This window comes from Imhoffiella purpurea (assembly GCF_000585215.1).
Classification (GTDB): Bacteria; Pseudomonadota; Gammaproteobacteria; order Chromatiales; family Chromatiaceae; genus Imhoffiella; species Imhoffiella purpurea.
This window is the reverse complement of sequence record NZ_AONC01000062.1, coordinates 1-24,775: the sequence shown is the minus strand read 5'-3', so window position 1 is coordinate 24,775 and position 24,775 is coordinate 1. Positions and strand designations below refer to the sequence as shown.

The 24,775-nt window shown below is 66.7% G+C and carries 24 protein-coding genes; 10 read left to right on the top strand and 14 right to left on the bottom strand.

The genetic code is table 11. The features are described 5' to 3' along the window. The first annotated feature begins 20 nt into the window (after positions 1-20). Together D779_RS17540 and D779_RS17535 are read left to right on the top strand one after the other, a co-directional pair. Positions 21-935 carry a lysophospholipid acyltransferase family protein gene (locus D779_RS17540; protein ID WP_043756584.1) on the top strand — a complete coding sequence of 305 codons (915 nt, stop codon included), beginning with the start codon at positions 21-23 and terminating at the stop codon, positions 933-935. Next, on the top strand, positions 932-1,912 hold the full coding sequence (locus D779_RS17535) for a lysylphosphatidylglycerol synthase transmembrane domain-containing protein (RefSeq protein ID WP_043756583.1): 981 nt from the start codon (positions 932-934) through the stop codon (positions 1,910-1,912). The genes D779_RS17540 and D779_RS17535 overlap by 4 nt, the downstream gene beginning before the upstream one ends. Before the next feature lie 18 nt (positions 1,913-1,930). Here D779_RS17535 and D779_RS23330 read toward each other — a convergent pair whose 3' ends face one another. Continuing rightward, a complete protein-coding gene (locus tag D779_RS23330; protein WP_043756582.1) occupies positions 1,931-3,355 on the bottom strand; it encodes a GGDEF domain-containing response regulator in 1,425 nt (474 codons plus the stop codon). A 651-nt stretch (positions 3,356-4,006) separates the two neighbouring features. Between D779_RS23330 and sdhC the strand changes: the two genes are divergently transcribed. The 8 genes from sdhC (at position 4,007) to D779_RS17485 (ending at position 10,116) form a co-directional block, all read left to right on the top strand. Then, positions 4,007-4,387, top strand: coding sequence for a succinate dehydrogenase, cytochrome b556 subunit (sdhC, locus tag D779_RS17520; protein ID WP_052348233.1), 381 nt, complete (start codon positions 4,007-4,009; stop codon positions 4,385-4,387). Then, positions 4,384-4,728, top strand: a complete 345-nt coding sequence (sdhD, locus tag D779_RS17515; RefSeq protein ID WP_043756578.1) for a succinate dehydrogenase, hydrophobic membrane anchor protein — start codon at positions 4,384-4,386, stop codon at positions 4,726-4,728. Before sdhC ends, sdhD begins: the two co-directional genes overlap by 4 nt. Positions 4,729-4,735: 7 nt before the next feature. Continuing rightward, positions 4,736-6,499 carry a succinate dehydrogenase flavoprotein subunit gene (gene sdhA, locus D779_RS17510; protein ID WP_043756575.1) on the top strand — a complete coding sequence of 588 codons (1,764 nt, stop codon included), beginning with the start codon at positions 4,736-4,738 and terminating at the stop codon, positions 6,497-6,499. An 81-nt stretch (positions 6,500-6,580) separates the two neighbouring features. Beyond that, complete coding sequence (locus D779_RS17505) at positions 6,581-7,273, top strand: succinate dehydrogenase iron-sulfur subunit (RefSeq protein WP_043756568.1); 693 nt, start codon at positions 6,581-6,583, stop codon at positions 7,271-7,273. An 8-nt stretch (positions 7,274-7,281) separates the two neighbouring features. Continuing rightward, positions 7,282-7,563, top strand: coding sequence for an FAD assembly factor SdhE (locus D779_RS17500; RefSeq protein ID WP_043756567.1), 282 nt, complete (start codon positions 7,282-7,284; stop codon positions 7,561-7,563). Positions 7,564-7,569: 6 nt separating this feature from the next. Then, positions 7,570-8,037 carry a protein YgfX gene (locus D779_RS17495; RefSeq protein ID WP_043756566.1) on the top strand — a complete coding sequence of 156 codons (468 nt, stop codon included), beginning with the start codon at positions 7,570-7,572 and terminating at the stop codon, positions 8,035-8,037. A gap of 89 nt (positions 8,038-8,126) precedes the next feature. Then, positions 8,127-9,137, top strand: coding sequence for a UDP-glucose 4-epimerase GalE (gene galE / locus D779_RS17490; RefSeq protein ID WP_043756565.1), 1,011 nt, complete (start codon positions 8,127-8,129; stop codon positions 9,135-9,137). Positions 9,138-9,210: 73 nt separating this feature from the next. After that, positions 9,211-10,116 carry an Rpn family recombination-promoting nuclease/putative transposase gene (locus tag D779_RS17485; RefSeq protein WP_232424234.1) on the top strand — a complete coding sequence of 302 codons (906 nt, stop codon included), beginning with the start codon at positions 9,211-9,213 and terminating at the stop codon, positions 10,114-10,116. Between the two features lie 18 nt (positions 10,117-10,134). Here the strand turns inward: D779_RS17485 and D779_RS17480 are convergent, their stop codons facing one another. The 13 genes from D779_RS17480 to hrpB all read right to left on the bottom strand — a co-directional run. After that, complete coding sequence (locus D779_RS17480; RefSeq protein ID WP_043756555.1) at positions 10,135-11,478, bottom strand: ATP-binding protein; 1,344 nt, start codon at positions 11,476-11,478, stop codon at positions 10,135-10,137. Then, positions 11,475-12,173 (bottom strand): response regulator transcription factor, encoded by a 699-nt coding sequence (locus D779_RS17475; RefSeq protein ID WP_043756554.1) that lies wholly within the window; start codon positions 12,171-12,173, stop codon positions 11,475-11,477. The genes D779_RS17480 and D779_RS17475 overlap by 4 nt, the downstream gene beginning before the upstream one ends. Before the next feature lie 8 nt (positions 12,174-12,181). Then, positions 12,182-12,409, bottom strand: a complete 228-nt coding sequence (locus tag D779_RS17470) for a PepSY domain-containing protein (RefSeq protein WP_043756552.1) — start codon at positions 12,407-12,409, stop codon at positions 12,182-12,184. Between the two features lie 141 nt (positions 12,410-12,550). Beyond that, positions 12,551-12,844, bottom strand: coding sequence for a hypothetical protein (locus tag D779_RS17465; RefSeq protein WP_043756550.1), 294 nt, complete (start codon positions 12,842-12,844; stop codon positions 12,551-12,553). A gap of 172 nt (positions 12,845-13,016) precedes the next feature. Further along, positions 13,017-14,381: a DegQ family serine endoprotease gene (locus D779_RS17460; RefSeq protein ID WP_043756665.1), complete on the bottom strand. Its 1,365-nt coding sequence runs from the start codon at positions 14,379-14,381 to the stop codon at positions 13,017-13,019. A 206-nt stretch (positions 14,382-14,587) separates the two neighbouring features. Then, positions 14,588-15,052 (bottom strand): Hsp20 family protein, encoded by a 465-nt coding sequence (locus D779_RS17455; protein WP_043756548.1) that lies wholly within the window; start codon positions 15,050-15,052, stop codon positions 14,588-14,590. Between the two features lie 558 nt (positions 15,053-15,610). Beyond that, complete coding sequence (locus D779_RS17450) at positions 15,611-16,468, bottom strand: type I-G CRISPR-associated protein, Cas3-extension family (protein ID WP_043756546.1); 858 nt, start codon at positions 16,466-16,468, stop codon at positions 15,611-15,613. Beyond that, positions 16,465-18,855, bottom strand: coding sequence for a type I-G CRISPR-associated helicase/endonuclease Cas3g (cas3g, locus tag D779_RS17445; RefSeq protein WP_043756545.1), 2,391 nt, complete (start codon positions 18,853-18,855; stop codon positions 16,465-16,467). Before cas3g ends, D779_RS17450 begins: the two co-directional genes overlap by 4 nt. A gap of 7 nt (positions 18,856-18,862) precedes the next feature. Continuing rightward, the gene (gene csb2 / locus D779_RS17440) at positions 18,863-20,137 is read right to left on the bottom strand and encodes a type I-G CRISPR-associated protein Csb2 (protein ID WP_043756544.1); all 1,275 of its coding nucleotides are present in this window, start codon (positions 20,135-20,137) and stop codon (positions 18,863-18,865) included. Continuing rightward, entirely contained in the window at positions 20,137-21,252 is a 1,116-nt protein-coding gene (gene cas7g / locus D779_RS17435; RefSeq protein WP_081763576.1) for a type I-G CRISPR-associated RAMP protein Csb1/Cas7g, read from the bottom strand. The genes csb2 and cas7g overlap by 1 nt, the downstream gene beginning before the upstream one ends. Positions 21,253-21,367: 115 nt before the next feature. Next, positions 21,368-22,009, bottom strand: coding sequence for a molybdenum cofactor guanylyltransferase MobA (gene mobA / locus D779_RS17430; RefSeq protein ID WP_052348232.1), 642 nt, complete (start codon positions 22,007-22,009; stop codon positions 21,368-21,370). Positions 22,010-22,049: 40 nt separating this feature from the next. Beyond that, positions 22,050-22,787, bottom strand: a complete 738-nt coding sequence (locus D779_RS17425) for a carbonic anhydrase (RefSeq protein ID WP_043756541.1) — start codon at positions 22,785-22,787, stop codon at positions 22,050-22,052. A gap of 176 nt (positions 22,788-22,963) precedes the next feature. Beyond that, the coding region (gene hrpB / locus D779_RS17420) for an ATP-dependent helicase HrpB (protein WP_043756538.1) at positions 22,964-24,775 on the bottom strand (1,812 nt) is incomplete at its 5' end.

Below are 24,775 nucleotides of genomic sequence, written 5' to 3'. Positions count from 1 at the left end.
TGCTGAACATCGAATCCGCATTGCTGCATCCCCGTCATTGGCCCAGCTGGATCGGGGTCGGTCTCGTCCATGCGCTGGGCCGGCTGCCCTTTCCCGTGCTCTGGGCGCTCGGCGGTCTCTTCGGCCGGCTCGGCTATCTGCTCGCCGGTTCGCGCCGGCTGGTGGCGCGCCGCAACCTGGAACTCTGCCTGCCCGCCCTGTCTCCACGCCGCCGGGAGCGCATCCTGCGCGCCCATTTCGGCTGGCTGGGCGTGGCCGCCTTCGCCCAGGGGGTGGGCTGGGGCGTGTCGCGCGAACGGCTCGCGCGGCTGGTGCGCATCCGCAACCGCGATTTCATCGATGCCTGCATCGCCGAGGGGCGTCCGGTGATCGTGCTGGTGCCGCACTTCGTCGGGCTGGAACTGGGCGGCGCCGCCTTCACCGCGCTGGTCCACTCGGGCATGTACATGTATCAGAAGATCCGCAACCCGGTGGTGGATCGTCAGGTCAAGGGCGCGCGCCAGCAGTTCGGGAGCATCTCGGTCGAGCGCCAGGACGACCTGCGAGGTCTGATTCGCGAGATGAAGAAGGGCACGCCCTTCTTCTATCTGCCCGATCAGGACGGCGGCCGCCGCGGCATCTTCGTGCCATTCTGCGGCGTTTCCGCATCCACTGTACCCATGCTGGGGCGCTTCGCGGGCATGACGGGGGCCGCGGTCATTCCCACCTTCGCCCGTTTCCTGCCCTGGGGGCGAGGGCTCGAGCTCATCTTCGATCCGCCGCTCGCGGACTTCCCGAGCGGCGATCCGGTGGAGGATACTGCGCGCATGAACCGGGCCATCGAGTCACGCATCCAGACCATGCCCGAGCAGTATTTCTGGGTCCATCGCCGGTTCAAGACCCGCCCTCCGGGCGATCCCCCCGTCTATCCGCCGAAGCGCAAGAGGCGCAGATGAGCACCGAACAGGATCGAGCCGCTTCCTCCGGGGGGGCATTGCGTCTGGGACGCCCGCGCGACTGGGCATTCGGCGCGGCGCTCCTGGCCGCTCTGGTGGCGGCGGTCCACTTCACCGTCGGCTGGGCCGATCTGCTCGCCCCCTGGCGCACCTTTCCGCCGCTCCTGCTCGCCTGGCTGTTCCTCCTGACATCGGTGAGCTATGCGCTCCGGGCGGTGCGCGTTCACGACTATTTCCGGCCGCGCTTCGCCGGCTGCTTCCCTGTGGTGCTGCGGCTCTCGGTGCTGCACAACACGGCCAACAATCTCATGCCCATGCGCACCGGCGAGATGGTCTTTCCCTGGCTGATGCGGCGCTATTTCGGCGAGGGACTTCTGGACTCGGCCGCGGCGCTCATGTGGATCCGTCTGCTGGATCTGCATTTCCTCGCGCTGCTGGCCCTGCTCATCCTGAACCTGAGTCATTCGTCCTGGATCTGGTGGGCCGCCGCCCTGCTCTGGGTGGCCGGGCTCGCGGTCCTGCCGCGTCTGCAGGGTCTGGCGAATCTGCATCTGTTCGCGGGGGAGGGCAGGGTCCGCGGCCTCGTGCGCCGCGTGCTGCGCGCCGCGCCGCGCCGGCCCTGGCTGATCGTCCGCGTCTATCTCTGGACCGGGCTCGTCTGGTCGCTCAAATTCGCCGCCTTCACCAGCGTGCTCCACTTCTTCCTGCCGGCTGATCTCTGGCGTCTGCTGACCGGCGTCATGGGGGCCGAGCTCTCCAGCGTGCTGCCCTTCCACGGCATCGCCGGCAGCGGCAGTTACGAGGTGGCGGCGGTCGCGGCGCTGGTACCGCTCGGCATCGATCCCAAGCTGGCGCTGGCGGCGGCGGTCAATCTCCATCTCTTTCTGCTCGGCAATACCCTGGTGCTGGGCGCGCTCGCCCTGCTGCTGCCGCATAGCGCCAAGCATCTCGCTGGCCATCGAGCGCCGGATGCCTGACGTTCGATACTCGAACCGCTACAGGGTATTCTCGAATACCTGATAGCGATTCTTGCCGCTCTGCTTGGCCCGATACATGGCCTGATCGGCCTGGCGCAGCAGTTGGTCTCCGTCCACTTCGGTGGCCTGCGGATAGAAGGTGATTCCCAGGCTGGCCGTGACCTGCAGCCGTCGGCCATCCAGTTCGACGGGTTCCGCGGCGGCGGCGAGCAGGCGCTCGACCAGTGGACCGCAGGCGTCCCTGTCGCAGAGGTCCACCAGGATGGCGGCGAATTCGTCGCCGCCCAGGCGCGCCAGGGTATCCACCTCGCGCAGGGTCCGCCGCATGCGCCCGGAGACGGTGATCAGCAATTCGTCCCCCAGGGTGTGGCCATGGGTATCGTTGATGGACTTGAATCCATCCAGGTCGAGATAGATCACCCCCAGGCACCGTTCGCGGCGTCTGGCGTTCGCCATGGCTTGCTGCAGACGCGCGCTCAGCAGAACGCGGTTGGGCAGTGAGGTGAGGGCGTCGTAATGGGCCATGCGCTCGAGCTGATTCTGGTGCTCCATGAGCGCGGTGATGTCCCGGGTCGTGCCGATGAGACGCTTGCGAGCCTCGCTCTTGGTCCTGAGCGTCGGCCTGCCCATCGAGTGCAGCCAATGCTCGCTGTCGTCGGGCCAGATGACGCGGTAGACCTGATCGAAGGTCACGCCATCGCGCAAGCTGCGATGCAGCGCTCTGAGGCAGTCGCGGCGATCCTCGGGATGGACGATCGGACGCAGGTCTCTGAGCATCCTGCAGTGCTGGGTGTTGCGAAGACCGAACATGATGGTCTGCCGCTCGCTCCAGCTCAGGCGTCCGGTCGGGGCCTCGTATTCCCAGATGCCGAGATGCGCAGCCGCCAGGGCAAGCTCCAGCTGCTGATTGCTCTCGCGCAGCTCGGTGGTACGGATCGCCATCTGTTCCTCCAGCTGCGCTCGAGCGGCTTCGAGATGGAGCGTGCGTTCCTGGACCTCCGCCTCCAGTCGATCGCGCTGATGCTCGATGGCGCGGCGCAGCTGGCTGCGCTCCAGGTGGCTCGCGACCCGGACCCTGAGCACGTCCGGGTTGATCGGTTTGCTGATGAAGTCGTCCGCGCCGGCACGTAGGGCCTGGGTCTCGGTGGCGGCGTCGCTGCGCGCGGTGACGAAGAGCACCGGGATATGCCGGGTGGTCTCGTCCCCCTTCAGATGCCGCAGGACTTGGATGCCGTCCATGTCCGGCATCACCATGTCGAGCAGGATGAGGTCGGGAGGATGGCGGGCGATGAGCTCGATGGCATCCGCTCCGCAGTTGGCGAAGCGGGTCGCGCAATCCCCCTCCAGGGCCTTGTTCATGACCAGCAGGCTGCCGGTGTCGTCATCGACGAGCAGGAGATCGGGCATGCCGTCATGCTGTTCTGTCGTCACCTTGGTTCCCATGTCGATCGCTTCTCCTCTGGTACGCCGAGCATCTCCAGTGCCGACAGCGCGGATTTGAAATCCAAGGTGTCCATGGCCTGTTGGAGCCGGGCGAAGATCTCCGGCCCGAGCCGCTGGGTCAGGGCGCGCGAGAGTGTTTCTCAGGTGCCGAGTGCCGTTATCGCCTGGGTGGACTGTTGTGATTTCAGTCGCTCCAGGGCGGCGGCGGGGTCGCGTGCTGCGCTCGCGGCGAGGCCAGGGAGTGGAGGGGCGAGATTGGCGTGTGTCTCGCGCCAGGCGCTCAGTTGCTCGCGCAGGCGTATCAGCTCCATGTCAACGGTCTGCGGCTCCGTGGCCGATAGCCTTTCCGCCAACGCCTGTCGCTCCAGATCTCCTAGCTCGACGGCTCAATGGATGCGTAAAAAAGTGGGTCTTTATCTTTGATAAATTCAATTGATACCTACCTGAAAAAACCTATATCCTGACGAGCTGCACAATGGGTCTTGGTTTGCCGCCACGGCCCTCATCGGGATAGATGATTTCGAGTCTCCTGTCACGAGACTTGCCAGGAGATCGCCCCCAAATACTGGGATCGTGCCAGCCTGTCGGCGAGCGCCGCTCCTTCGAGCATGCAGCCGGCTGCCAGTCCCGCGTTTCACCAAAGGTCCGAGAATGCAAACATCCAGACCCGTCTTCCTGGAATTGTGGCGCATCAAGCTGCCTCTGCCAGGTCTCGTCTCCATCCTTCACCGCGTCAGCGGAGTCTTGATGGTCCTGACCATCCCCTTCGCCGCCATCCTCCTCCATCGGGCCGCTGCCAGCCCGGAGGGCTTCGAGTCCGCCGCGCGTCTGCTGGACAGCTGGTGGGTCGGTCTCTTTCTGATCGCCCTGGTCTGGAGCCTGATGCATCACCTGCTCGCGGGCGTTCGCCATCTGGGGCTGGATATCGGTTTCGGCCTGGATCGTCCGGTCGCACGGTTCACCGCCGGCATCGTTCTGATCGCCGCCGTCGCCGCTTCGCTGCTGCTGCTCGTCCTGGGGGTGATCGTATGAGTCGTCAGGCATCCGGTCTCATGGCCTGGCTCGCCCAGCGGGCCACGGCGGTCTATCTGGCCGTCTTCGTGCTCTATCTCGTCCTGCACTTCACCTTCGACGCCCCGGCCGATCATGCCGAGCTGGTGGCCTGGCTGCGGCAGGCGCCGGTCGCCATGGGGCTGCTGCTGTTCGTGCCGGTCCTGATCGCCCATGCCTGGGTCGGGATCCGCGACGTGCTGATCGACTATGTGCATGTGCTGGGTCTGCGCGTCGGGCTGCTGATGCTCTTCGCCTTCATCTTCTTCGCCTCCGGACTCTGGGCCATCAAGGCGATCGTCACCGCGGGAATCGGAGGTTAGGTTTCGAATGAGTCTTCCAACACGCCATTTCGATGCACTCATCATCGGGGCCGGCGGCGCCGGTCTGAACGCCGCGCTGCAGCTGGCGAGCGCCGATCTGCGCGTCGCCGTCGTCTCCAAGGTCTTCCCGACCCGCTCGCACACGGTCGCCGCCCAGGGCGGGGTGAACGCCGCGCTGGCCAACGTGCTGCCCGACTCCTGGCACTGGCACATGTTCGACACCGTCAAGGGCTCGGACTATCTGGGCGACCAGGACGCCATCGAGTTCATGTGCCGCGAGGCCATCCCGACCGTCTACGAGCTCGAGCACGCCGGCGTGCCCTTCTCGCGGCTCGACGACGGCAAGATCTACCAGCGCGCCTTCGGCGGTCAGAGCCAGAACTTCGGCGGCGACCAGGCGGCCCGTACCTGCGCGGCGGCCGACCGCACCGGACACGCGATCCTGCACACCCTCTACCAGCAGAACATCCGCGCCCGCACCCATTTCTTCGACGAGTTCTTCGCGCTCGATCTGGTCCGCGACGCCGAGGGCGTCGTCTGCGGCGCCCTGGTGCTCGAGATCGAGACCGGCGAGCCGCTGCTGATCGAGTCCAAGGCGACCCTGCTCGCCACCGGCGGCTGCGGGCAGGTCTTCCGCACCACCTCGAACGCCCACATCAACACCGGCGACGGCATGGCCATGGCGCTGCGCGCCGGCGTCCCGCTGATGGACATGGAGTTCTTCCAGTTCCATCCGACCGGCATCGCCGGCAAGGGCATGCTCATCACCGAGGGCACGCGCGGCGAGGGCGGCTATCTGATCAACAAGAACGGCGAGCGCTTCATGGAGCGCTATGCCCCGCGCGCCAAGGACCTGGCCAGCCGCGACGTGGTCTCGCGGGCCATCGTCACAGAGGTCAAGGAAGGACGCGGCTGCGGCGAGCACGGCGATCACGTGATGCTCAAGCTCGACCATCTGGGCGAATCGGTCGTCTCCAAGCGTCTGCCGGGCATCCGCGAGTCGAGCAAGATCTTCGCCGGGGTCGATCCGGTGGTGGAGCCGATCCCGGTCTTCCCGACCGCCCACTACGCCATGGGCGGCATCCCGACCGATCGCTTCGGCCGCGTCGCCATGCCGGCCGGGCAGGGCTCGGAAGAGGTGGTGGTGGGTCTCTATGCCGCCGGCGAGTGCGCCTGTGCCTCGGTGCACGGGGCGAACCGGCTCGGCGGCAATTCGCTGCTGGATATCCTGGTGTTCGGACGCCTGGCCGGCAAGGACATCATCGACTTCGTGCGCGAGAACCCCTATCAGCGCGGTACCGACTCCGCCAGCCTGGACCAGGCGATGGCGCGTCTCACCCGCTGGGACCAGCAGGGCGAGGGCATCCCGGTCGCCCAGATGCGGGCCGATTTCCGCAAGTGCATGGAGGACCATGCCGGCGTCTTCCGCACCGAGGAGGTGATGCAGGAGGGCTTCGAGCGTCTGTGCGAGCTGCGCGAGCGCATGCCCGAGGTGCGTCTCGCCGATCACTCCAAGGTCTTCAACACCGCGCGCATCGAGGCGCTCGAGCTGGAGAACATGATGGACGTGGGACTCTCCATCGCGGTCTCGGCGCTGCATCGTCAGGAGAGCCGGGGCGCCCACTCGCGTCCGGACTATCCGGATCGCGACGACCAGGCCTGGCTCAAGCACAGTCTCTATTCGAAGGACGGCGACCGCATGGACTACAAGCCGGTGCGCACCAAGCCACTCACCGTCGAATCCTTCCCGCCGAAGGAGAGGGTGTATTGATGTCCGTGGGGCGCGTCCGTGGCGCGTCCTCCAAGGTTCGAGCAAGTGGGTGCGCCCGGCGCGCCCGATGGGGTATCGACGATGAGAATCAGCGTCTATCGCTACAATCCTGACACCGACAAGAAGCCTCGGATGCAGGATTACGAGGTCAAGACCTTCCAGGGCATGATGTTGCGCGACGTCCTCCTGGAGGTGAAGAAGCAGGACGAGTCCTTCAGCTTCCGCCACTCCTGCGGCGAGGGCGTATGCGGGTCCGACGCGGTCAACGCCAACGGCCGCAACGTGCTGGCCTGCGTCACGCCCATCTCCGAGCTGAAGTCGCCGATCCTGGTGCGCCCGCTGCCCGGGCGTCCGGTGATCCGCGACCTGGTCGTGGACATGAGCCAGTTCTACGAGCAGTACCGGGCGGTCAAGCCCTATCTGGTGCGTCACGATCCGGCCCCCGAGCAGGAGATCCTGCAGTCGCCCGAGGAGCGCGACAAGCTCGACGGGCTCTACGAGTGCATCCTCTGCGGCTGCTGCTCCACCGCCTGTCCCTCCTTCTGGTGGAATCCGGAGAAGTTCCACGGCCCTGCGGCACTGCTGCAGGCATGGCGCTTCCTCGCCGACAGCCGCGACCAGGCGACCGAGGAGCGTCTCGATGCGCTCGAGGGTCCCTACAAGCTGTTCCGCTGCCACAGCATCATGAACTGCGTCGAGGTCTGCCCCAAGGGGCTCAACCCGACCCGCGCGATCGGACACATCAAGGAACTGATGCTCGACAAGGGGCTGTAACCCAGGACATGGACGCCTTATCACCGGAAGACGTGATCGAGCTCAGACGGCTGCGCTGGCAGTGCCGGCGCGGCATGCTGGAGCTGGATCATCTGCTCGACCGCTTCCTCGATCTGGGCTACGCGAGCCTGGACGCCGAGCGTCGGGAGACATTCCTGCGCCTGCTCGGCGAGCAGGATCAGCGTCTGAGCGACTGGTTCATGTCGCGCGCAGTCCCGCCCGACGAGTCGCTGCGCGATCTGGTCGAGCACATCGTCGAGACCGTGCGCGAGCCCACCCCTCGGGGCTGAGTCCGGGTGGGCTCGCATCGCGACCGCCCGCCTCTGGTCCTGCGGCCCGGGCCGTCGCGGCGGTTTCTGATCTATGCCCTGGCCGTTCATTCGGCCGCGGCCATGCTCCTTCCCGTTCTGCCGATCGGCTGGTGGCGTCTGGCCCTGCTGCTGCCGATCCTCCTCTCCGCGATCCATCTCCATGCCGTCCATCTGTCCCGGCGCGCGCCCTGGTCCGTCGTCGGTCTGGTCTGGGAATCGGACGGTGCCTGGACCCTGACCCTGCGCTCGGGCAGACGGCTCGGGGCGACGCTCCTGCACTCGACCTTCGTCAGCCTGGGGCTGGTGGTGCTGCGGTTTCGCGTCGGGCGTTGGTGGCGGCTTTCGGTGCCGCTCTTCGCCGATGCGCTGGAACCCGAGCGGATGCGCCGATTGCGCGTACTGCTGAATACCGAGGGCAGGCGCCTCGAATCCCAATCCCTTCCGGCCGCCTGATTTCCACCCGGCCCTGACGGCATTCGATGCTCGAATTGGGTATAGACTGGCGCTCCAATCAGGAATCCCGGAATCGGAAGGAGTGTCGGATGCGTGTCTTGGTCACGGGTGGGGCCGGCTATATCGGCAGCCATACCTGCGTGGAACTGCTGGCGGCCGGCATGGACGTCGTCGTGGTCGACAACCTCGCCAACAGCAAGGAGGAGTCCCTGCGTCGCGTGCAGGACATCGCGGGGCGCTCGCTCGGATTCGTTCGGGCGGATCTGCGCGATCGGGCCGCGCTGGATGCCGTCTTCGCCGCCGATACCTTCGACGCGGTGATCCATTTCGCCGGGTTCAAGGCGGTCGGCGAGTCGGTCCAGAAACCGCTGGACTATTACGACAACAATATCGGCGGAACCCTGAGACTCTGCGAGGCCATGGCCGCCGCTGGGGTCAAGCGGATCGTCTTCAGCTCATCGGCCACCGTCTACGGCGATCCGGCGAGCGTTCCCATCCGCGAGGATTTTCCGCTCACGGCGACCAATCCCTATGGCCGATCCAAACTCGTCGTCGAGGAGATGCTGCGCGATCTCTTCGTCTCGGATCCGGAGTGGAGCATCTCGCTGCTGCGCTATTTCAATCCGGTCGGTGCCCATCCGAGCGGCCGGATCGGCGAGGATCCGAACGGCATCCCCAACAACCTCATGCCCTATATCGCCCAGGTCGCGGTCGGCAAGCTGGCCGAGCTGCGCGTCTTCGGGGACGACTATCCGACCCCTGACGGTACCGGGGTGCGCGACTACATCCATGTCGTGGATCTGGCCAGAGGCCATCTGGCGGCGCTGGCCCGGCTCCAGGACGGCCCCGGGGTGATGGTCCACAACCTGGGAACCGGTCGGGGCTACAGCGTCCTGGAGATGGTCGCGGCCTTCGAGCGTGCCTCCGGGCATGATATTCCCTATCGAATCGTCGAACGGCGGCCGGGCGACATCGCCATGTGTTACGCCGATCCGGCACGTGCGCGCGACGAACTGGGCTGGAGCGCCGAATACGGGATCGACGCCATGGTCGCCGATACCTGGCGCTGGCAGTCGATGAATCCTGGCGGGTACGAATGAGACGGGGCCAAGCTGGAGGCATAGGATCCGATGCGATATTTCATGGTACCGTGATGGCTCCTGATCTCGGCGCATGAACCCTGATATGAGCGGGATGCTTGCGGACGATTTGCTCGATCCAAAGAACGACTATGTCTTCAAGCGGGTGTTCGGCGAGGACCCCGAGCTTTTGCTATGCCTTATCAATGACCTGCGTCCTGATTCGCCCGAGGTCCGAGCCCTGGAGATCCTCAATCCAGGCATCAATGCCGAGGAACTGCGGGGCAAGTACATCGTTCTCGATGTGCTCGCGCGCGATGAGGCTGGGCACGGCTATAACATCGAGATCCAGGTACGTCGCTATGGGGCCTGGCATCAGCGAGGGCTCTACTATCTGGCCCGGATGCTGGGTCAGCAGCTTGCTCAGGGCGAAGACTATGGCACGCTGCGAGCCGCAGTGGGCATACATCTTCTGGATTTCGATCTGTTTACGGCTACGCCCGCGCAGTGCGCTCAAGCAGTGTGGCGCTTCGAGATGCGCGACGCGCTTCAGCCGCATATCACGTTGGGGAACCTGCTCCAGTTGAGCCTGATCGAATTGAAAAAGGCGGATCGTTTGAAACTGGGCTCGGATTCATTGACGGCTCGGGTGACCTTTTTCGAGCATTGGCGTGAGGAGAAGAGGATGTCCGAGATTGAGCATGCCCCCATTCGAGAGGCGATGAGCCGGGTGCGCCGTCTGAGTGCCGACGAAGAGGCGCGGCGCTTGGCATTCGTGCGTGAACGGGCGTTGCGTGACGAGATGTCATTACTACAAGAGGCGCGGGATAAAGGTCTCGAGGAGGGGCGCGAGGCGGGCCGTTTGCAGGCGCGGCGTGCAAGTGCGCTGGAGATGGTGCTCGATGGCCATTTGGACGACGCCACGATCGCCCGCTACAGCGGCTTGTCACTCGAAGAGATTTCCTCGCTGCGTCAAATGCAGCCTCTGTCGCAACACTAATCAGGCTGTCACTGGACTTTATCCCGGAAGGATCAGCCTGAATCGGGCGCCTCCGAGTGTGCTACGGTCGACCTGCAGTCGGCCGCCGTAGGCGTCGCAGATCTCGCGCACCACGGCAAGTCCGATACCGTGACCCGGTGTCGCCTCGTCGGCGCGCGCGCCTCGCTCCAATAGTTGCGATGCCTGTTCCGGCGGGATTCCGGGGCCGTCGTCCTCGACGGCGAGCGTCAGTCTGCCGCCCCTCTTGGTGCCTCCGACCCGGATTCTCCGTCTGCCCCACTTGAAGGCGTTCTCGAGCAGGTTGCCCAACATCTCCATCAGGTCGCCCTCGACGCCGTGGAACTGGAGGCTTGCGTCCATCGCTAGCGCGACCTGGATGCCCTTGTCGCGATGGACCTTGTTCAGCGTCGCGATCAGTCGCTCGGCGGTGCGTCGAACCGGGACCGGCGGCGCCAGGGTCGCGGCCTGCTGGCCTCCGGCTCGGGCACGCTGCAGCTGGTACTCGACGATATGTCCCATGCGGGTGACCTGCTCCTGGAGCGTCTCGACGACGGGCGAGGGCACCTGGCCCTCCTCGAGCGCGCCGCGCATGACGGAGAGCGGTGTCTTGAGGCTGTGGGCCAGGTCGCCCAGGGTGTTGTCGAGCCGGCGCTGGCGTGCCCGCTCGTGGGCCAGCAGCGCGTTCAGGTTCCCGGTCAGGGCGCGGATCTCGGCCGGGTATTGGCCCTGGATCTGGGTCCGATTGCCGGATTCGATCGCCGATACCTCGGCGGCGACCCGGCGCAGCGGCTTGAGACCCCAGCGCAGGATGAGGACGAGCGTGACCAGCATGAGGACGGACATGCCGCCGAGCCAGACGGCCAGGCTGGCGCGGAATTGGCCGACCTCGGCATGGAAGGTCGCCGCGTCCTCCTCGACCACGAAGGTATAGTCCTGGGGCGTGGGGCCGGTGGCCCAGGTCACGCCGAAGGCCAGCGCCAGGTAGGCCCGGCCATCGCGGCCGGTCAGCCGTTCGAAGCGCTGCTGTCCGGGGGCGAGCGGCAGCGGTGTGGGGGACTCCGCACCCACCACGGCCGACGCCGACTGCCAGATGGGGTCGCCCAGTGCGTTCAGCACCTTGGCATAGAGTCCGGAATTCGGCAGCGACAGACGCGGTTCGGCGAGCGCCTTGGGGAAGACCAGGCCGCCGGGTTCCTCTTCGCCGGCCGCCATCAGCAGGAAGATCTGGGCCTGCAGGCGCTCCTCGCGCGCCGAGAGCACCGAGTCGCGCACCGCGCGCTCCATCGCCAGGCTGGTGAGCAGCACGAAGACGGTCAGCACCGCGGCGCCCGATAGGGCGACGCGGGTGCGCAGCGACATCATTCGGATAGGCCCCTGGGGTCCTCGTCGCCGAGTGTCAGTCTGTAGCCGCGACCGCGCAGGGTCTCGATCGGGTTGAGCGCGCCCTCCGGGTCCAGCTTGCGGCGCAGTCGGCCCACCAGGACCTCGATCACGTTGCTCTCGCGATCCTCGTCGTGCGGATAGAGCCGGTCGGCGAGATCCTGCTTGGAGAGCACCTTGCCCCGGCTGGACGCCAGCTGTTCGAGCAGGCGGTATTCGTAGGCGGTGACCTCCACCGGCTGGTCCCGCATCCAGACCTTCTGGGCCGTCAGATCCAGCCGCATGGGTCCGAGATGCAGTTCCTGGGAGGCGGTTCCGGCGGCGCGGCGGATCAGCGCCCGCAGACGCGCCAGCAGTTCCTCCTGGTGGAAGGGCTTGGCCAGATAGTCGTCGGCGCCGGCCTCCAGTCCCTCCACCTTGTCCTGCCAGCGGTCGCGCGCGGTGAGGATGAGGATCGGCAGCAGACTCTCGTCCGCGCGCAGCCGGCGAATGATCTCCAGTCCCGAGAGCCCGGGCAGACCCAGGTCGACGATGGCCGCGTCGAAGGCGTATTCGCTGGCGAGATAGAGACCCTCGGGTCCCTCGCCGGTCTCCTCGACCTCGCAGCCGTCCTGTGACAGACGGGCGGCGATCTGGCGCCTCAGCTCGGGCTCGTCCTCGATGATCAGGATACGCATGGCATGGCTCAGCGATTCGGGACGAAGACGTAACGGACCTGGCCGTCCGGGGTCAGGACCTTGACCTGATAGCCGCCGTTGGCGGGCTTGACGGCCAGAACGCGGCCGCCGGTCTGGCGGCGCGCGATCTCGCCCGCCTTGTCGGGCGACATCTGAGGACCCTGTCCGGGACCCGCCGATGCGAGCGGGGCGGAGAGACAGAGCAATGTGACCAGAATGAAGGATGACAGTCGCATGTCGATTGGGCTCCCGTGCCTGTGACGGTCTGCGGGAATCTAGCACAGTCCGGGTGCGTCGCGTGGCGAGCCGGGCGGCGCGCCTGGCATCCATCCCCGTGAGCCGTCCCTGGCAGCGGGGGTGGGGGTGGCCGCATGGAATCAGTAGCGGTAGATGACGGTCACGTCCCTGCGGTGGTGGCGCGGCCAGCGCTTCTTGTAGAAGGGGTACGGCCGGCGATGATGGTCGTAGACATAGATACGGCGGTTGCCCTTGTGGTGGTGACGGTGCCGATGATGATCCTCATGGTGCCGAGGCGCCGGCGATTCCCAGCGGTCGCCGCGATCGTAATGATCCCAGCCGCGCCCGCCGTAGGCGGATGCCATGGATGGGAACGCCAGCGAGCCGGCGACGGCGATGGCGGAGAGGACAAGCGCGAGTCGTTTGGCTTTCATCGAATGATCTCCTCGGGGTTGGGAGGATACCGAAGGGGTCTTTGGACCTGTCCGGCATCGCTCTTGTCGACGGGGTGTCCGCCCGTCTTGGAGGTCATCCTAGAGCGCCGACCCTGAACACCTGCTGAATCGTCGGATGCCCCGAATCCGGCGGATCCGGGACTCGGCCGGATCAGCGTCTGGAGAGCTGCAGCAGCTCGTCGCCGCGCTGGATGCGCATGCTGTAGAGTCCGCGCGATCGGTCCAGAATCTTCGCCATGTCCCTCAGGCTCGAGATCTCCTGGCCGTTGACCTGGATGATGCGGTCGCCCTCGCGCAGACCCGCGTACCAGGCCGAGCTGTTGGTCTCGACGCTGCCGACCGGTATCGCGGGCACGCCGCCGCTGTGACTGAACTCGCCCAGCAGCGCGCCCTCGAGCGTCTCCGAGATGCGCTTTCCGGGCACGAATGTGCGGTAGGGATCGCCGATCTCGCCGGTCAGACGTTGTGTCTTGCCACGGCGGACGATGTCGAGCTCCACTCGCTCGCCGATCCGGAGCAGTCCGAAGCGGTTGCGCAGGTCCGACGAGCCGCCGATCGGCTTGCCGTTGACCCCGAGGATGACGTCGCCTTGACGCAGTCCGGCCTCCTCGGCGGACGATCCCGGATCCACATCGGCGACCAGAGCGCCTTCGAGGTTGTCGTCCAGGCCCAGTGCACTGGCCAGTTCGCCGGTCAGGTCCTGCACCCGGACGCCGAAGAGTCCGCGCCGCACGGCGCCGAATTCGACCAGCTGTTCCATGATCGAGCGTGCCATGTTGGCCGGGATCGCGAAGCCGATGCCGATGTTGCCGCCCCCGGGTGCGAGGATGGCGGTGTTCATGCCGACCAGCTCGCCGCGCAGATTCACCAGCGGGCCGCCCGAGTTGCCCGGATTGATGGAGGCGTCGGTCTGGATGAAGTTCTCGTAGCCCTCGATCCCGAGCCCGGTGCGCCCCAGTCCGCTGACGATGCCCGAGGTGACCGTCTGGCGCAGGCCGAAGGGGTTGCCGATGGCGACGACGAAGTCGCCGACCCGCAGCCGGTCCGAATCGGCGACATCGAGCGCCGTCAGATCCTGCGAGGGGATGCGCAGCACGGCCACGTCCGTGTCCGGGTCGCTCCCGACCAGCGTCGCGTTCAGCGTGCGTCCGTCGTGCAGGGTGACCTTGATCTCATCGGCCTTGGCGATGACGTGGTGATTGGTGAGCACCAGTCCGCGACGGTCGTCGAGGATGATCCCGGAACCCAGGCTGTTGTTCTCGCGCCGACGGCGTTCCTGGGGAATGTCGAAGAAGTATCTGAAGAAGGGATCCCGCATCAGCGGATGGTCGGCGGCCTCGATCCGGGTGACGGTCGAGATGTTGACGACCGCCGGCACGACGCGCTCCAGCATGGGCGCCAGGCTGGGGAGTTCCCTGCCGTCCAGTTCGAGGGGGAGTGCGGCCTGCGTGCTGGTGAGCGGCGTCAGAATCGACAGACAGAGCAGGAAGGCAATGGAGACGGATTTGGATGTCATGGCCGTGATCATCGAAAGGGACGAACGATGGCGGCGCCTGGGCGCCATGGGATGCGAGCGCTCACAACGGTAACGGGTGGGATGGGGATCCTGCAATGGTGGATCGCCGCTGGTGAGCGAGCGCAGCATGTCCGCCGCCGATCGCGTCGGTCATGGAGACGAAAACGCCGGGCATTCGCCCGGCGTCCGGTGCCCGATCGCCTGGATCAGGCCGCGGCCTCCTTGGGGGAGCCTTCGATGTAGCCCTTGCCCTCGCCGCGGATCTCGATCCTGCGCGGCTTCATGGCCTCCGGGATCTCGCGTCTCAGATCGATGTGGAGCAGGCCGTTCTCGAGCCGCGCGTCCACCACCTTGACATAGTCGGCGAGCTGAAACTTGCGCTCGAAGCTGCGGTTGGCGATGCCGCGATAGAGGAAGCGGCGCGACTCGTCGGCATCGTCCGGGCGTCCGCCCGAGACGGTGAGGATGTTCTCACGGACCTCCATGCCCAGATCCTTCTGCGAGAAGCCGGCGACCGCCATGGTGATGCGGTAGTCGTTCTCGCCGCTGGCCTCGATGTTGTAGGGAGGGTAACCGCCGGGCTCGGACCGATAGGCGTTCTCCAGCGCGGAGGTCATGCGGTCGAAGCCGATCATGGAGCGGAAGAGGGGCGAAAAGTCGATGTTGTTCATATGCATATCCTCGATGGAGCAATATGTGAGTGGGCGTTCTTGACGAACCGCCATGTCTGCAAGCCTCGTTCGAGCGCTTGCGTTATGTAAAGTAAAAAACGACTCCCAGGATGTCAAGGGTGAATTTTATGTCAAGTCGAGTTCCGGCCTGGGATCTCGCGGTTGTTGCTGTCGCCCAAGTCAAAGCCGAGGATCCGGGGCGCCGTGCATTCGGATCTCGGCGTCGCTTCGGAGCACTGAGTGCAGCAGCCAGACGCAATGCCGCTCGCCCCGAAGGGCGAGAATCGATTCCGTTCGATGGGGGCGAAAACCATACCAAACACCTTCAATATCGCTCGCCCCGAAGGGCGAGAATCACCGTCATCCCGGTTCCGCTGATCGTGCCGCCGCTCTCTCCTTCAATGCCGCTCGCCCCGAAGGGCGAGAATCACCTCTATCGGTGTAAACCCTTGTCCTTCCATATTCCAGGGTTGAGTTTGCGCGAACCTGAATCTCCAGGCACGTCTTCGGCGGATTTCCGTGTCCTTGTTCCATATCCATGTCATGTAATTCAATCGCTTAGCTTCTACGCGAACCTGCGGGGAAATGAGGGTTGCTCAGGGTTCGCGCCAGGCCGAATTCGCCCCCCTCGGGGCGGCCGAGGATCTCGGTTTCCCACAGGCGGATCCCCAGTGCCTCGATCTCCGGGGCCGGCAGGCCATCGAGTCCGACCACCAGGGCGCGCAGCCCCTCCCAGCCGAGCCATTCCGCGCATGTCGGATAACGCCAGCACTTGTTGCGTCCGCGCTGCAGGCTGGCACTGGTGACACCCGGCGTGGCGCCGCCGATCATTGGCCAAAGCGGCAGGGCCTCCCAGGCCAGCCAGTTCGCCGCCAGAATCACGCGCTTGTCCTTCAGTTGGGGCGCGTATGCCGCAATGCTCGCGTCCTGTCGCGCCCCCGGGTCCCAGCCGAGGGCCGCTCCAGCGCGATCGAGGTAGCGCCAGGGACCGATGAGCGCCTCCCGGACGCGATCATGGACATCGCCGCAATCCACCAGTGCCTGCACCACGGCTCGCGCGGCGGCGACGAACTTATGGCTGCCTCCCTGGGCGATCAATCCGCTGCCCTTGATGCCCGAGGCGGTTTCGCAGGCATAGGCGCTGAGCCAGGGGTGCGGAATCTGTCCAGCGAGTTGGCGGTACCCATCGATCCCTCCGATGTATTTGGATCTCGGGTCGTCGAGCAGATTGAGCTCGGGCGCGTCTCGGCGCTCGCGAACCCGCTCGGTCAGCGCATCCAGCGGATCGCCATCGTCCCACTGCAGTTCGGGATGGACATCGGCCCAACGCAGCCGGGCGCCCGGCAGCAGACGCAGTGTCCCATAGGCCGCCATCATGGCCAGGGGATTCTCCGGGCGCAGGGCGGTCAGCTTCATGGGGTCTCCTCCGGGGCGGTGTGCTGTTCGGCGTCGCTCACGGTCCAGTCGGCCAGCCGCAGCAGCGTCTCCAGCAAGGCCAGCCCCCAATGCCCCCAGTCGCGCAGCAGTCCGGTGCGCAACTCCGGCCAGTCTTCCATCTGCCGCCATCGCTTCGGATCGGGCGCCATGGGGAAGAGCGGGCGGCCGTACCCGTGGTGAGTGCCGACCAAATAACGTGTCAGCGGCGCGGGGCCATCGAGTCGCGCCACCGATTCCATCTCGTGCCGCCAGCCGGGCGGCAGTGTCAGCCAGGGATCGTCGGCGCGCGGACCCTTGGCCAGCGGGACCTCGCCATCGCCGCCGACGCCCGCCTGCCAGCGCAGGTCGGCCTTGCCGGTATCGTGGTCGCGGCCAGCCTGACGCAGACCGTCCCGCACCTCCCGGGGGAGCTTCAGCGTTTGGGCCGTGCGGGCGACGGATTCGGCCACGGCGTCGCTGTGGACCGTCAGCGGGATCGCCCGGTAGGCCTTGTCCGAGGTCCATTGCCCGCGCGACAGGACCAGACGGCCCTTGGGGATGGCCAAAACGCGTCCCGGTCGCTCCAGCCCCGCCTGTTGGGCCAGCCGATGCCAGTCGGACACCTGGGCCTCGGAGTCCAGCAGCGCGGCGATCTCGTCGGCCAGTTCGGGATGCACGTCCGCGTGCAGGCGCACGCGCCGCTCGTCGTCGCCGACATCGGTGACCGGCTGCCTGGAGCGGGGCGCCCAGCCTAAGGCGTCGTGGCCGCCGACCTCTGAGTGCAGCACCAGGGTATCGCCGGGGCGCGCCTCGCCGGCCGTGATGCGTTCGGCGCGCTCTCCCGTCCATCTCAGGCATTCGAGAGGATTGCGCGCCATCGAGGCGTCTGGGGCGACGTCTTCGATATCGGCGATGTCCTCGCTCCAGCGACGCAATGCCCCCAGCGGGATGGCGAGCAGTTCGTGCTGGCGGGGCGGGGCGGCGGTCAGGCTCTCCTCGCCCCAGTCCGCGCGCCAGCAGAGATACACCTCCGCCGTCCCACGCTCCCAGCCGCGCAGCCAGGGCGCGATCTCCAGTCGCGGCAGGGGGATGTTGCTGGCGAGTAGATCCAGGTGCGATTCGAGCAGCAGAGGCGCCGATGCCCTGTCCTCGGCCGGCGCGGGATGGCTGGCGAGCGCGCTGTCCAGCGCCCGGATCCCGAAGTCGACGCACTTGGCTTTTCCACGCCCGGTCGCGACCTTCCCAAGCCATTTCCAGGCGGCGTCGAGGAAGGGCTTGCCGTAGACGGGATCCTCCTTGTCCGGACGATAGACGATCCGCATGGGAGCGCTCGGCAATTCGCCGAGACGATTGAGCCGTCCCGCGCGCTGGCGCAGGGCGGAGACTGGCGCATGCTCGGTGACCAGGCCATCGAAATCCAGATCGGCGCCGACCTCGATGGTCTGGGTGGCGACGACGAACACTGGGGAGCGTCCTCGGCGCCGTCCCGCCATGAGCGGGCGCGTCCGCTCCATCAGGATCTCTCTGTCCGCCGGACGGATGCGTCCCGTGAGCAGGAGCGCATCGCCTCGTTCGCGAAGGCCTTCGAAGACCGCGCGCGCCCTGGCGACCCGATTGCAGACGACCGCCACCACCTCGGCCCCCTCCTCGCGCAGTCCGACGGCCTCCTGGATCAGGACGGCGGTCGCATCCTGGGTCTCCTTGAGCTTGATGAGCCGCGCGGGCTTGGGGCGGGCGAGACGTTGCGCCAGCAGTGGATGCTCGAAGTCGCTGTCCGCGAGTCCATGCGCCTGGTCGCTGTTCCAGGTGGCGGACATGGGCAGGACTCGCCATGGGAGCGGGAGCGCCCGGCCGCGCAGGCGTGCCACGCGCTCGAGCGTCTGGAGGAAGGGCTGAGCCAGATGGACCTCGTCGAGCACCCAGAGGGCGTCGTTTCCGAGCAGCGCGGCATGGATGGGGGCGCTTCGCGGATGGATGCCGTAGCCGCGAAACAGCAGGCGCGATCCCGCTTGATCGACCGTGCTCACGACGATCGCCGGGCGCGTCGGATCGAGCACCCAATCCTCGTCGATGGTCATGCCGCCTCGGAGGGTCACGATGGCGGGGCGTTCGGCCTCGGGCAGAGAGGCGGCCAGATCCCGAGCGTAGTCGGTGACGCCGTCGACCACCAGCCGCCGGTCGATGACGTAGACCAGGCGGCGAGGGACGGGATGTCCGCACTGCCAGGCCCAGAGCCAAGCATCGATCACGCCGGTCTTGCCCGACGCGGTGGGAGGCGTCAGGGCGTCGGGCCAATGGTCCGCCGCGATGCGCTCGGCCAGTCGCGCCTGCCAGGGAAAGGGCGTGCGGCCATGGCGGCTCAGATACCAGTCGCTGAATGTTTCCATGGGTGCGTCACCCTCCCTTCGCGCGGTCGACACTGCGGCAGAGACCCAGTCCCACATGCTGGTCGCGCCCCAGCAGCAGGGGGCCACGGATCGGTCTGTCCCAGTGGAGCGTGGCGTGCGTCCAGCGTCCGGGGAGTCGCGGGCGAAAGAGAGGGGCGGGCGGAACGCCTCGCAGCCTGCCCTGATGGGTCGTTTCGACCTGGGTCGGGCGCGGGTAGCCCCAGCGCTCGCAGCTGTCGGCGATCATGGATCCGAGGCTCTGCCCGCGGCGCGGATGGCGTTCCAGCAGGATGGGGGTGACGCTTGTCCAGACGCGGCCCTGGCCGGCCCAGGTGGCACGTCTGATTCCCTGCGGCTCGGGTTCGTGTCCGGCTGGGCGATGGGTCATGATGCGGCGATCGGCCAACTGGATGTGGGTCACGCGAGACAGCGCCCACACGGCCGCCGTCCGCTCTTCGTCGGAGACCTCGCGCGGCAGGAGCATCGCCAGTCCCAGCACGCGACCGTCGGCATGCTCATGGCCGACATGGGGGAGCGTGAGCCAGGCCGCGTGAGGCGTCCGCTCATGACCGTGCAGGATGGCGGGCAGGGGATCGGGAGCATGGTGCATGGCGGCCTTGCGCAAGGCCGCGCCGAGTCGTGCGGTATCGCGCAGCTCGCCGCCCTTGGGACGGAGCACGAACCAGTCTCCCCAGGGCGATGGGGCGATCTGGACCCTGGGATCGGAATAGCCGATGTAGGGCGCGAGGATGCGCTGCTGGCTTCCATGCTGCTCTTGCAGGGTGCGGAGCCAGTTCTCTCCCGGGACGCGCAGAAGCTCGTCGCCAAAGGGATCCGGGTTCAGCCGAAAGGGAAGATCCGGCACGGTCTCCGCCAGCGACAGTCGTACGGTGGATTCGGCACGGCCCAGATAGGTCACGGCCTCGAGAATGGGCATGAGCCAGGCGGGATCCAGGTCCGTATCCCAGAGGTAGAGTACCGGCGCGTCGATGTCGACCATCTGTGGTCGATGGACGGCCTTGCCGGGACGCTCCCCCGCAGTGATGAACGCCGGTGGAACATAGTGCGTCTCGCCGGGGGCAGCGATGGCGGTGCCGAACAGGATCCTCGGGGGGGCTTCGAGGGCGCTCAGTGGCCGAGGGTCCAGGCCGATGGCATAGGCCGCTGAAACGAGTGCCGCGAAGAGGCGTGCCGGCGCGGGCGGCCATTCGGGAGCCGTCGGCGCCGTCGGCTCGGCCGCGACATAGACGCCGCGCAGGAAATCGGCCCGGATGCCGAGCATCAGTCGAGTCCTTCGAGCCTTTTCAGTGCGGCATTGGCCTCTAGGTGAATCGGCTCGGCGATGTGGTCGCGCAAGATGTCGATTTGATCGGAGAGAGCCTCCGCGATGCCGTTCAGATCCAGCGGTATGGAGTCGGCGAGATAGGGCTCCAGCGAAATGTCGACCTGCGTCGCGATCAGTTCGCAGTCGCGCCGCAGATCGAGTCCGCGCCGCAGCAGGGCATCGATGCCGTAGAGCCCCATGAGCGCGAGCAGCAGGTGCGCCTCGACGTCATCGGCCGGGGCGAATCCATAGCGTGCCAGGCGGCGTAGATCGATGATGCCGTCGAGCCTCATCTCGCCGCGGACGAGCACGCCCTTGTCGAGCAGGTCGGGCGCCACGTTCCCCAGATTGGCGTGGGACGGCTTGATGCGGCGTGGGTACTGCTGGGTGTCCTTTTCGGGTCGTATCGGCAATTCGCCGTGAATCTCTTCGTCGTAGGGTTCCAGCAGCCCGTCGGCCTGTTCGACCAGGCATGCCTCGGTCCCCTCGATGCCCAGGGGGTCGATGCGGGATTTCGCGCGCTTGAGCGGCAAAACGTCGGTGGCGGTGATCTCGCATGACAGGGCGGCGGGCAGTTTGAGCTGTTTGGCCGCATTGGTCGGTTGGCCCAGCTTGGTCGAATCCCATCCCCCGAAGAGCAGCACGCCGGGGTCGTGGCGCAGCAAGGCGTAGGCGTTGGCCGGTGTCGCCGCGCTCAGCGCCCGGGAGATCTCGGTTTCGGACCAAGGGATGCCGTTGTATCTGCTCTCGCGGAGGATGGCATCGAAGGCGCGATGCGGCATGTCGAGCGTGGAGAGGGTGCGCTGTCCGATCTCGACCCTCAGCGGGGCCAGATCTGGATATCCCTGGCGAATCGCGGCCTCGATGCGGTTCGCGACGGAGGCCGGACTGTCGAGGCTGCACCAGGCCGACGATCCATCCGTTCGCGCGGCGGTCATGTTGTGTTTGCCCCCGACATAGGTCGGTGGCAGAACCTTGGCATTTCCCGCCCCGGTTTCGAGGGTGGCATGGATGCGAATCACGGCATCGCCAGCGGTGATGCCGGAACGAAGGGTGTCGGCTAATTGAGTCATTTTCTAAAACATACAAAACAGAAAGTCTGTGAATGCAGACTATCGGCTCGATCAGCTGTTTTGTCAACGTAACGAGTTCGATGGTCGCCTTTCGGCTATCGATGGATAGCTGATTTCAGGTGTTGGATCTTGAGGCGTCCACAGAACCGCTTCCGGCTGCGAGTAAGCGTTCGAGTCGGGATAGATCGGTTCGTTCGTTGAGGTTGGCGAAGGCGTCGCTCTGGTCGCCGAAATCGGCGACGGCTGGACGATGGCGATGCTGCCAGATGGCCGCCTTGCGCTCACCTCGCGACAGGAAATCCTGGAGGTCGTCGGCGAGCGCGACCGAGATCAGCGCATGGAGCTGCTGGCGCCGTGTGCCGTCGCTGCAGATCGCGATCTGCGTCTGTTCGGCGGTACGAGTCTCGGCGAGTCGGGTGCGAAGGTCCCTGGGGGTGAGGGGCGCGTCGCAGGGCAGGGTGAGGATCCAAGGTGTGCGGGCGGCGCGCATGGCGGCGAGACATCCGGCCAGAGGTCCCTGGAATCCGCCGAGCGGGTCGCTGACGACCGGATGGCCATAGGAGGCATAGCGGTCGAGGTTGCGGTTGGCGCTGATGAGGATGGCGCCGACCTGAGGCTCCAGCGCCTCGATGGCCCATTCGATCAGCGGCCGGCCAGCGAGCCGGATCAGTCCCTTGTCCTGGCCGTCCATGCGGCGTGCCCGGCCGCCGGCGAGGATGACGCCGGTGGTCGAGGCACGGTCGGGGACAAGTGTCATGCCCCTCGGGATCGCGTCGAGCAAGCTGCCGATGGCGGGCCTACTTGAGGATCACCCGATGATTGGTCGCCTGGATCGGCCGGTTGTTGGGATGTCCCATGACGCTGGCGAACTTGTGGATCTGCTCGGCCGATGCCGTGACCGGCTCCTTCATCACCAGCCAGGCGACGCCCTCGGTGCAGGGCGGGGTGGTCAGGGAGCCGGTGAATCGATAGTAGTCGTGGCTCTTGGGCAGCAGGTCCTCGGCGGAGACCAGGGGGGCGAGGTGCACCATGGTTTCCGGCTGCTCGGGCATGACGGACCAGGCCTGGGTCAATGCGGCGTTTTCCGCGCCTTCCTCGATCATGACCGCGACGACGGCGATCCTGCCGCTCTCGTCGACATGGACCAGATGGGCCTCCATGGGGAATTCCTTGCCGCCGACATGGTTCTCGCTGGGGGCGTGGAAGTGATACTGCTTGAGCGCGTAGTCGTGACCGTTGAGCGTGATGGTGCTGCCCTCGGCGTAGTCGATCTGGATGCTGTGGCCGTTGTTCTCCTCCATCTCGCCGCCTGGGTGGTAATGGAAGCCGATCGGCGGAAGCCGAGCGTCGACGAATTCGGCCAGGTCCACCGGGGACTGGTTCCTGCCGTTGCGGCAGACGCTGAAGGATTGGTCTAGTTCGCCCCAATGCTCGGGACCTTCGGCGCCCGAATAGCCCCAGTGATGACCGTGGGCGGCGAATGCGCCGCTGCTGGCAGCCAGCATGGAGAAGAGTGCGAGTGTCGTGCCTTTCATGTGTCTATCTCCTCGTCGAGATGGGTAGCGGCTGCATGGCCGCCGCCCTTGTTTAAGATCGGCGCGATGGCCGGACGCATCTCTATCGTGACGGAATCGTTGCGTATGAAATGCGGGCGGCATGATAGCCCCTGCGAGGTCGACCGAGGAACCCTGAGGGGATGCCGGCCGGGGGCTCATGAGCCCGGCCGTCTCCGCCGCACCCCGCCGATCACCGCCTGGGCCTGGGTCGGGTCCTCCGGCCAATGGTGTTTGGGATAGCGCCCGCGCAGTTCCTTGCGCACCTCCCCATAGCCCCTGGCCCAGAAACCGGCCAGATCCTGGGTGACTTGAATGGGACGGCGCGCCGGCGAGAGCAGGTGCAGCAGGATGGGGATGCGGCCGTTGCAGAGTCGCGGGGTGTCCTGGAGGCCGAACATCTCCTGGAGCGGTACCGCGAGTACTGGCACCTCGCCGCCGGCATAGTCGAGCGGTCTCTGGTTTCCGGCCGGCGTGGTCAGTGTCTTGGGCGCCTCCCGGTCCAGACGTTGCCGCTGTTCCCAGCTGAGCTGGGAGAGCAGGATCTCGGCCAGGTCGAGGCGCTGGATCTCCTCCAATCTCGATTTGCCGGCAATCCAGGGGGCGAGCCAATCCTCCAGGCGTTCCTCGAGCCCTTCCATCGAGAGGTCGGGCCAGTCCCCGTGCGTGTCGGTCTTGCGCATGAGCGCGACCCGGGCCTGGATCTGGCTAGCCGCCGGGGTCCAGTCGAGGGCGCGTTCGAGTTGGCCGCGTAGATGCTCGATGAGCAGCCTGGCGACCTCCGCTTCGTCTTCGAGCGCGCGTGGCCGGGCGGTCAGGGCGATGGCGCCGAGGCGCTCGATCTCGCGCGAGACGACCGCCTCGCGATCCGCGTCCCAGGACACCTGGCGCAGGCGCTCGATGCGGTCCTCGAAGAGGCTGCGCAGATCGGATTCCTCGACTGGGAGCGCCAGCTGGATGCGTCCGTCGCGCCCGCGCGCGTCGAGTGCGGCCACCACCAGATAGGGGTGGACGGCGAGGGCGTCGTCTCGGGGTAGCACGGCGCCGGCGCCGGAGGCCAGCAGATAGCGATCGTCCGCCCCCTCTCGGCGTTGCGCGATGCGATCCGGATAGGCGAGTGCGAGCAGGGCGCCGGGAGACCGGATGCCATCCGCCGTGGGGCCACCTTCCCGGATCTTGTCCGTCATGCGCCGCAGTTGTTGCGAGACGCGCTCGATGGCGGCGAGTCGGTTGGGATCCATGTCGGACGCTCGGTTCCTCTCGCGCCGGTCCCCGAGCGCTTGAAGACGCAGGCCCAGATCGCTCGGGCGGCCCTGGCCCGGGGTGAAGCGCATGGGATCCCGTTCGCTCAGCAAGGCGCAGAGATCGGCCGCCGTTCGGCGCGACTCGGGCGGCGCGCGGAGCAGCATGGCGGCGAGTCTCGGATGCACCGGCAGCGGCGCCATGGCGCGCCCGAGCGGGGTCAGACCGTTGCGCGCGTCCAATGCGCCGAGCCTCTTCAGCAGCGAGACGGCCTGCTCCCAGGCAGGCGTGGGAGGCGGGTCGAGCCATTGCAGTTCGCTGGGGTCCCTGACGCCCCAGAGGGCCAGTTCGAGCACCAAGGGTGTGAGATCGGACTGCAGGATCTCCGGGGTGCGATGCGCGGCCCTGCCGTGTTCCTGAGCACGGGTCCAGAGCCGATAGCAGACGCCCGGACCGACGCGCCCGGCCCGTCCGGCGCGCTGATCGGCCGATGCGATGGGGACAGGCTCGGTAACGAGCCGTTCGAGCCCCGAGCCCGGATCGAAGCGCGGCTTGCGGGCGACGCCGCTGTCGATCACGACTCTGACTCCTTGGATCGTAACGCTGGTTTCGGCGATGTCCGTGGCGAGGATGATGCGGCGCCGGCCCGCCGTTCCCGGCCGCAGTGCCCGGTCCTGCACCTCCGTCGGCAGGCTCCCGTGTAGTGGCAGGGCCCCCGTCTCCGGGGG

What these genes read in the sequence shown, in the direction of transcription:
- D779_RS17535 (WP_043756583.1), top strand. Translation starts at nt 932, where the DNA reads ATGAGCACCGAACAGGATCGAGCCGCTTCCTCCGGGGGGGCATTGCGT.
- D779_RS23330 (WP_043756582.1), bottom strand. Translation starts at nt 3,355, where the DNA reads ATGGGAACCAAGGTGACGACAGAACAGCATGACGGCATGCCCGATCTC.
- sdhC (WP_052348233.1), top strand. Translation starts at nt 4,007, where the DNA reads ATGCAAACATCCAGACCCGTCTTCCTGGAATTGTGGCGCATCAAGCTG.
- sdhD (WP_043756578.1), top strand. Translation starts at nt 4,384, where the DNA reads ATGAGTCGTCAGGCATCCGGTCTCATGGCCTGGCTCGCCCAGCGGGCC.
- sdhA (WP_043756575.1), top strand. Translation starts at nt 4,736, where the DNA reads ATGAGTCTTCCAACACGCCATTTCGATGCACTCATCATCGGGGCCGGC.
- D779_RS17505 (WP_043756568.1), top strand. Translation starts at nt 6,581, where the DNA reads ATGAGAATCAGCGTCTATCGCTACAATCCTGACACCGACAAGAAGCCT.
- D779_RS17500 (WP_043756567.1), top strand. Translation starts at nt 7,282, where the DNA reads ATGGACGCCTTATCACCGGAAGACGTGATCGAGCTCAGACGGCTGCGC.
- galE (WP_043756565.1), top strand. Translation starts at nt 8,127, where the DNA reads ATGCGTGTCTTGGTCACGGGTGGGGCCGGCTATATCGGCAGCCATACC.
- D779_RS17485 (WP_232424234.1), top strand. Translation starts at nt 9,211, where the DNA reads ATGAACCCTGATATGAGCGGGATGCTTGCGGACGATTTGCTCGATCCA.
- D779_RS17480 (WP_043756555.1), bottom strand. Translation starts at nt 11,478, where the DNA reads ATGATGTCGCTGCGCACCCGCGTCGCCCTATCGGGCGCCGCGGTGCTG.
- D779_RS17475 (WP_043756554.1), bottom strand. Translation starts at nt 12,173, where the DNA reads ATGCGTATCCTGATCATCGAGGACGAGCCCGAGCTGAGGCGCCAGATC.
- D779_RS17470 (WP_043756552.1), bottom strand. Translation starts at nt 12,409, where the DNA reads ATGCGACTGTCATCCTTCATTCTGGTCACATTGCTCTGTCTCTCCGCC.
- D779_RS17465 (WP_043756550.1), bottom strand. Translation starts at nt 12,844, where the DNA reads ATGAAAGCCAAACGACTCGCGCTTGTCCTCTCCGCCATCGCCGTCGCC.
- D779_RS17460 (WP_043756665.1), bottom strand. Translation starts at nt 14,381, where the DNA reads ATGACATCCAAATCCGTCTCCATTGCCTTCCTGCTCTGTCTGTCGATT.
- D779_RS17455 (WP_043756548.1), bottom strand. Translation starts at nt 15,052, where the DNA reads ATGAACAACATCGACTTTTCGCCCCTCTTCCGCTCCATGATCGGCTTC.
- D779_RS17450 (WP_043756546.1), bottom strand. Translation starts at nt 16,468, where the DNA reads ATGAAGCTGACCGCCCTGCGCCCGGAGAATCCCCTGGCCATGATGGCG.
- cas3g (WP_043756545.1), bottom strand. Translation starts at nt 18,855, where the DNA reads ATGGAAACATTCAGCGACTGGTATCTGAGCCGCCATGGCCGCACGCCC.
- csb2 (WP_043756544.1), bottom strand. Translation starts at nt 20,137, where the DNA reads ATGCTCGGCATCCGGGCCGATTTCCTGCGCGGCGTCTATGTCGCGGCC.
- cas7g (WP_081763576.1), bottom strand. Translation starts at nt 21,252, where the DNA reads ATGACTCAATTAGCCGACACCCTTCGTTCCGGCATCACCGCTGGCGAT.
- mobA (WP_052348232.1), bottom strand. Translation starts at nt 22,009, where the DNA reads ATGACACTTGTCCCCGACCGTGCCTCGACCACCGGCGTCATCCTCGCC.
- D779_RS17425 (WP_043756541.1), bottom strand. Translation starts at nt 22,787, where the DNA reads ATGAAAGGCACGACACTCGCACTCTTCTCCATGCTGGCTGCCAGCAGC.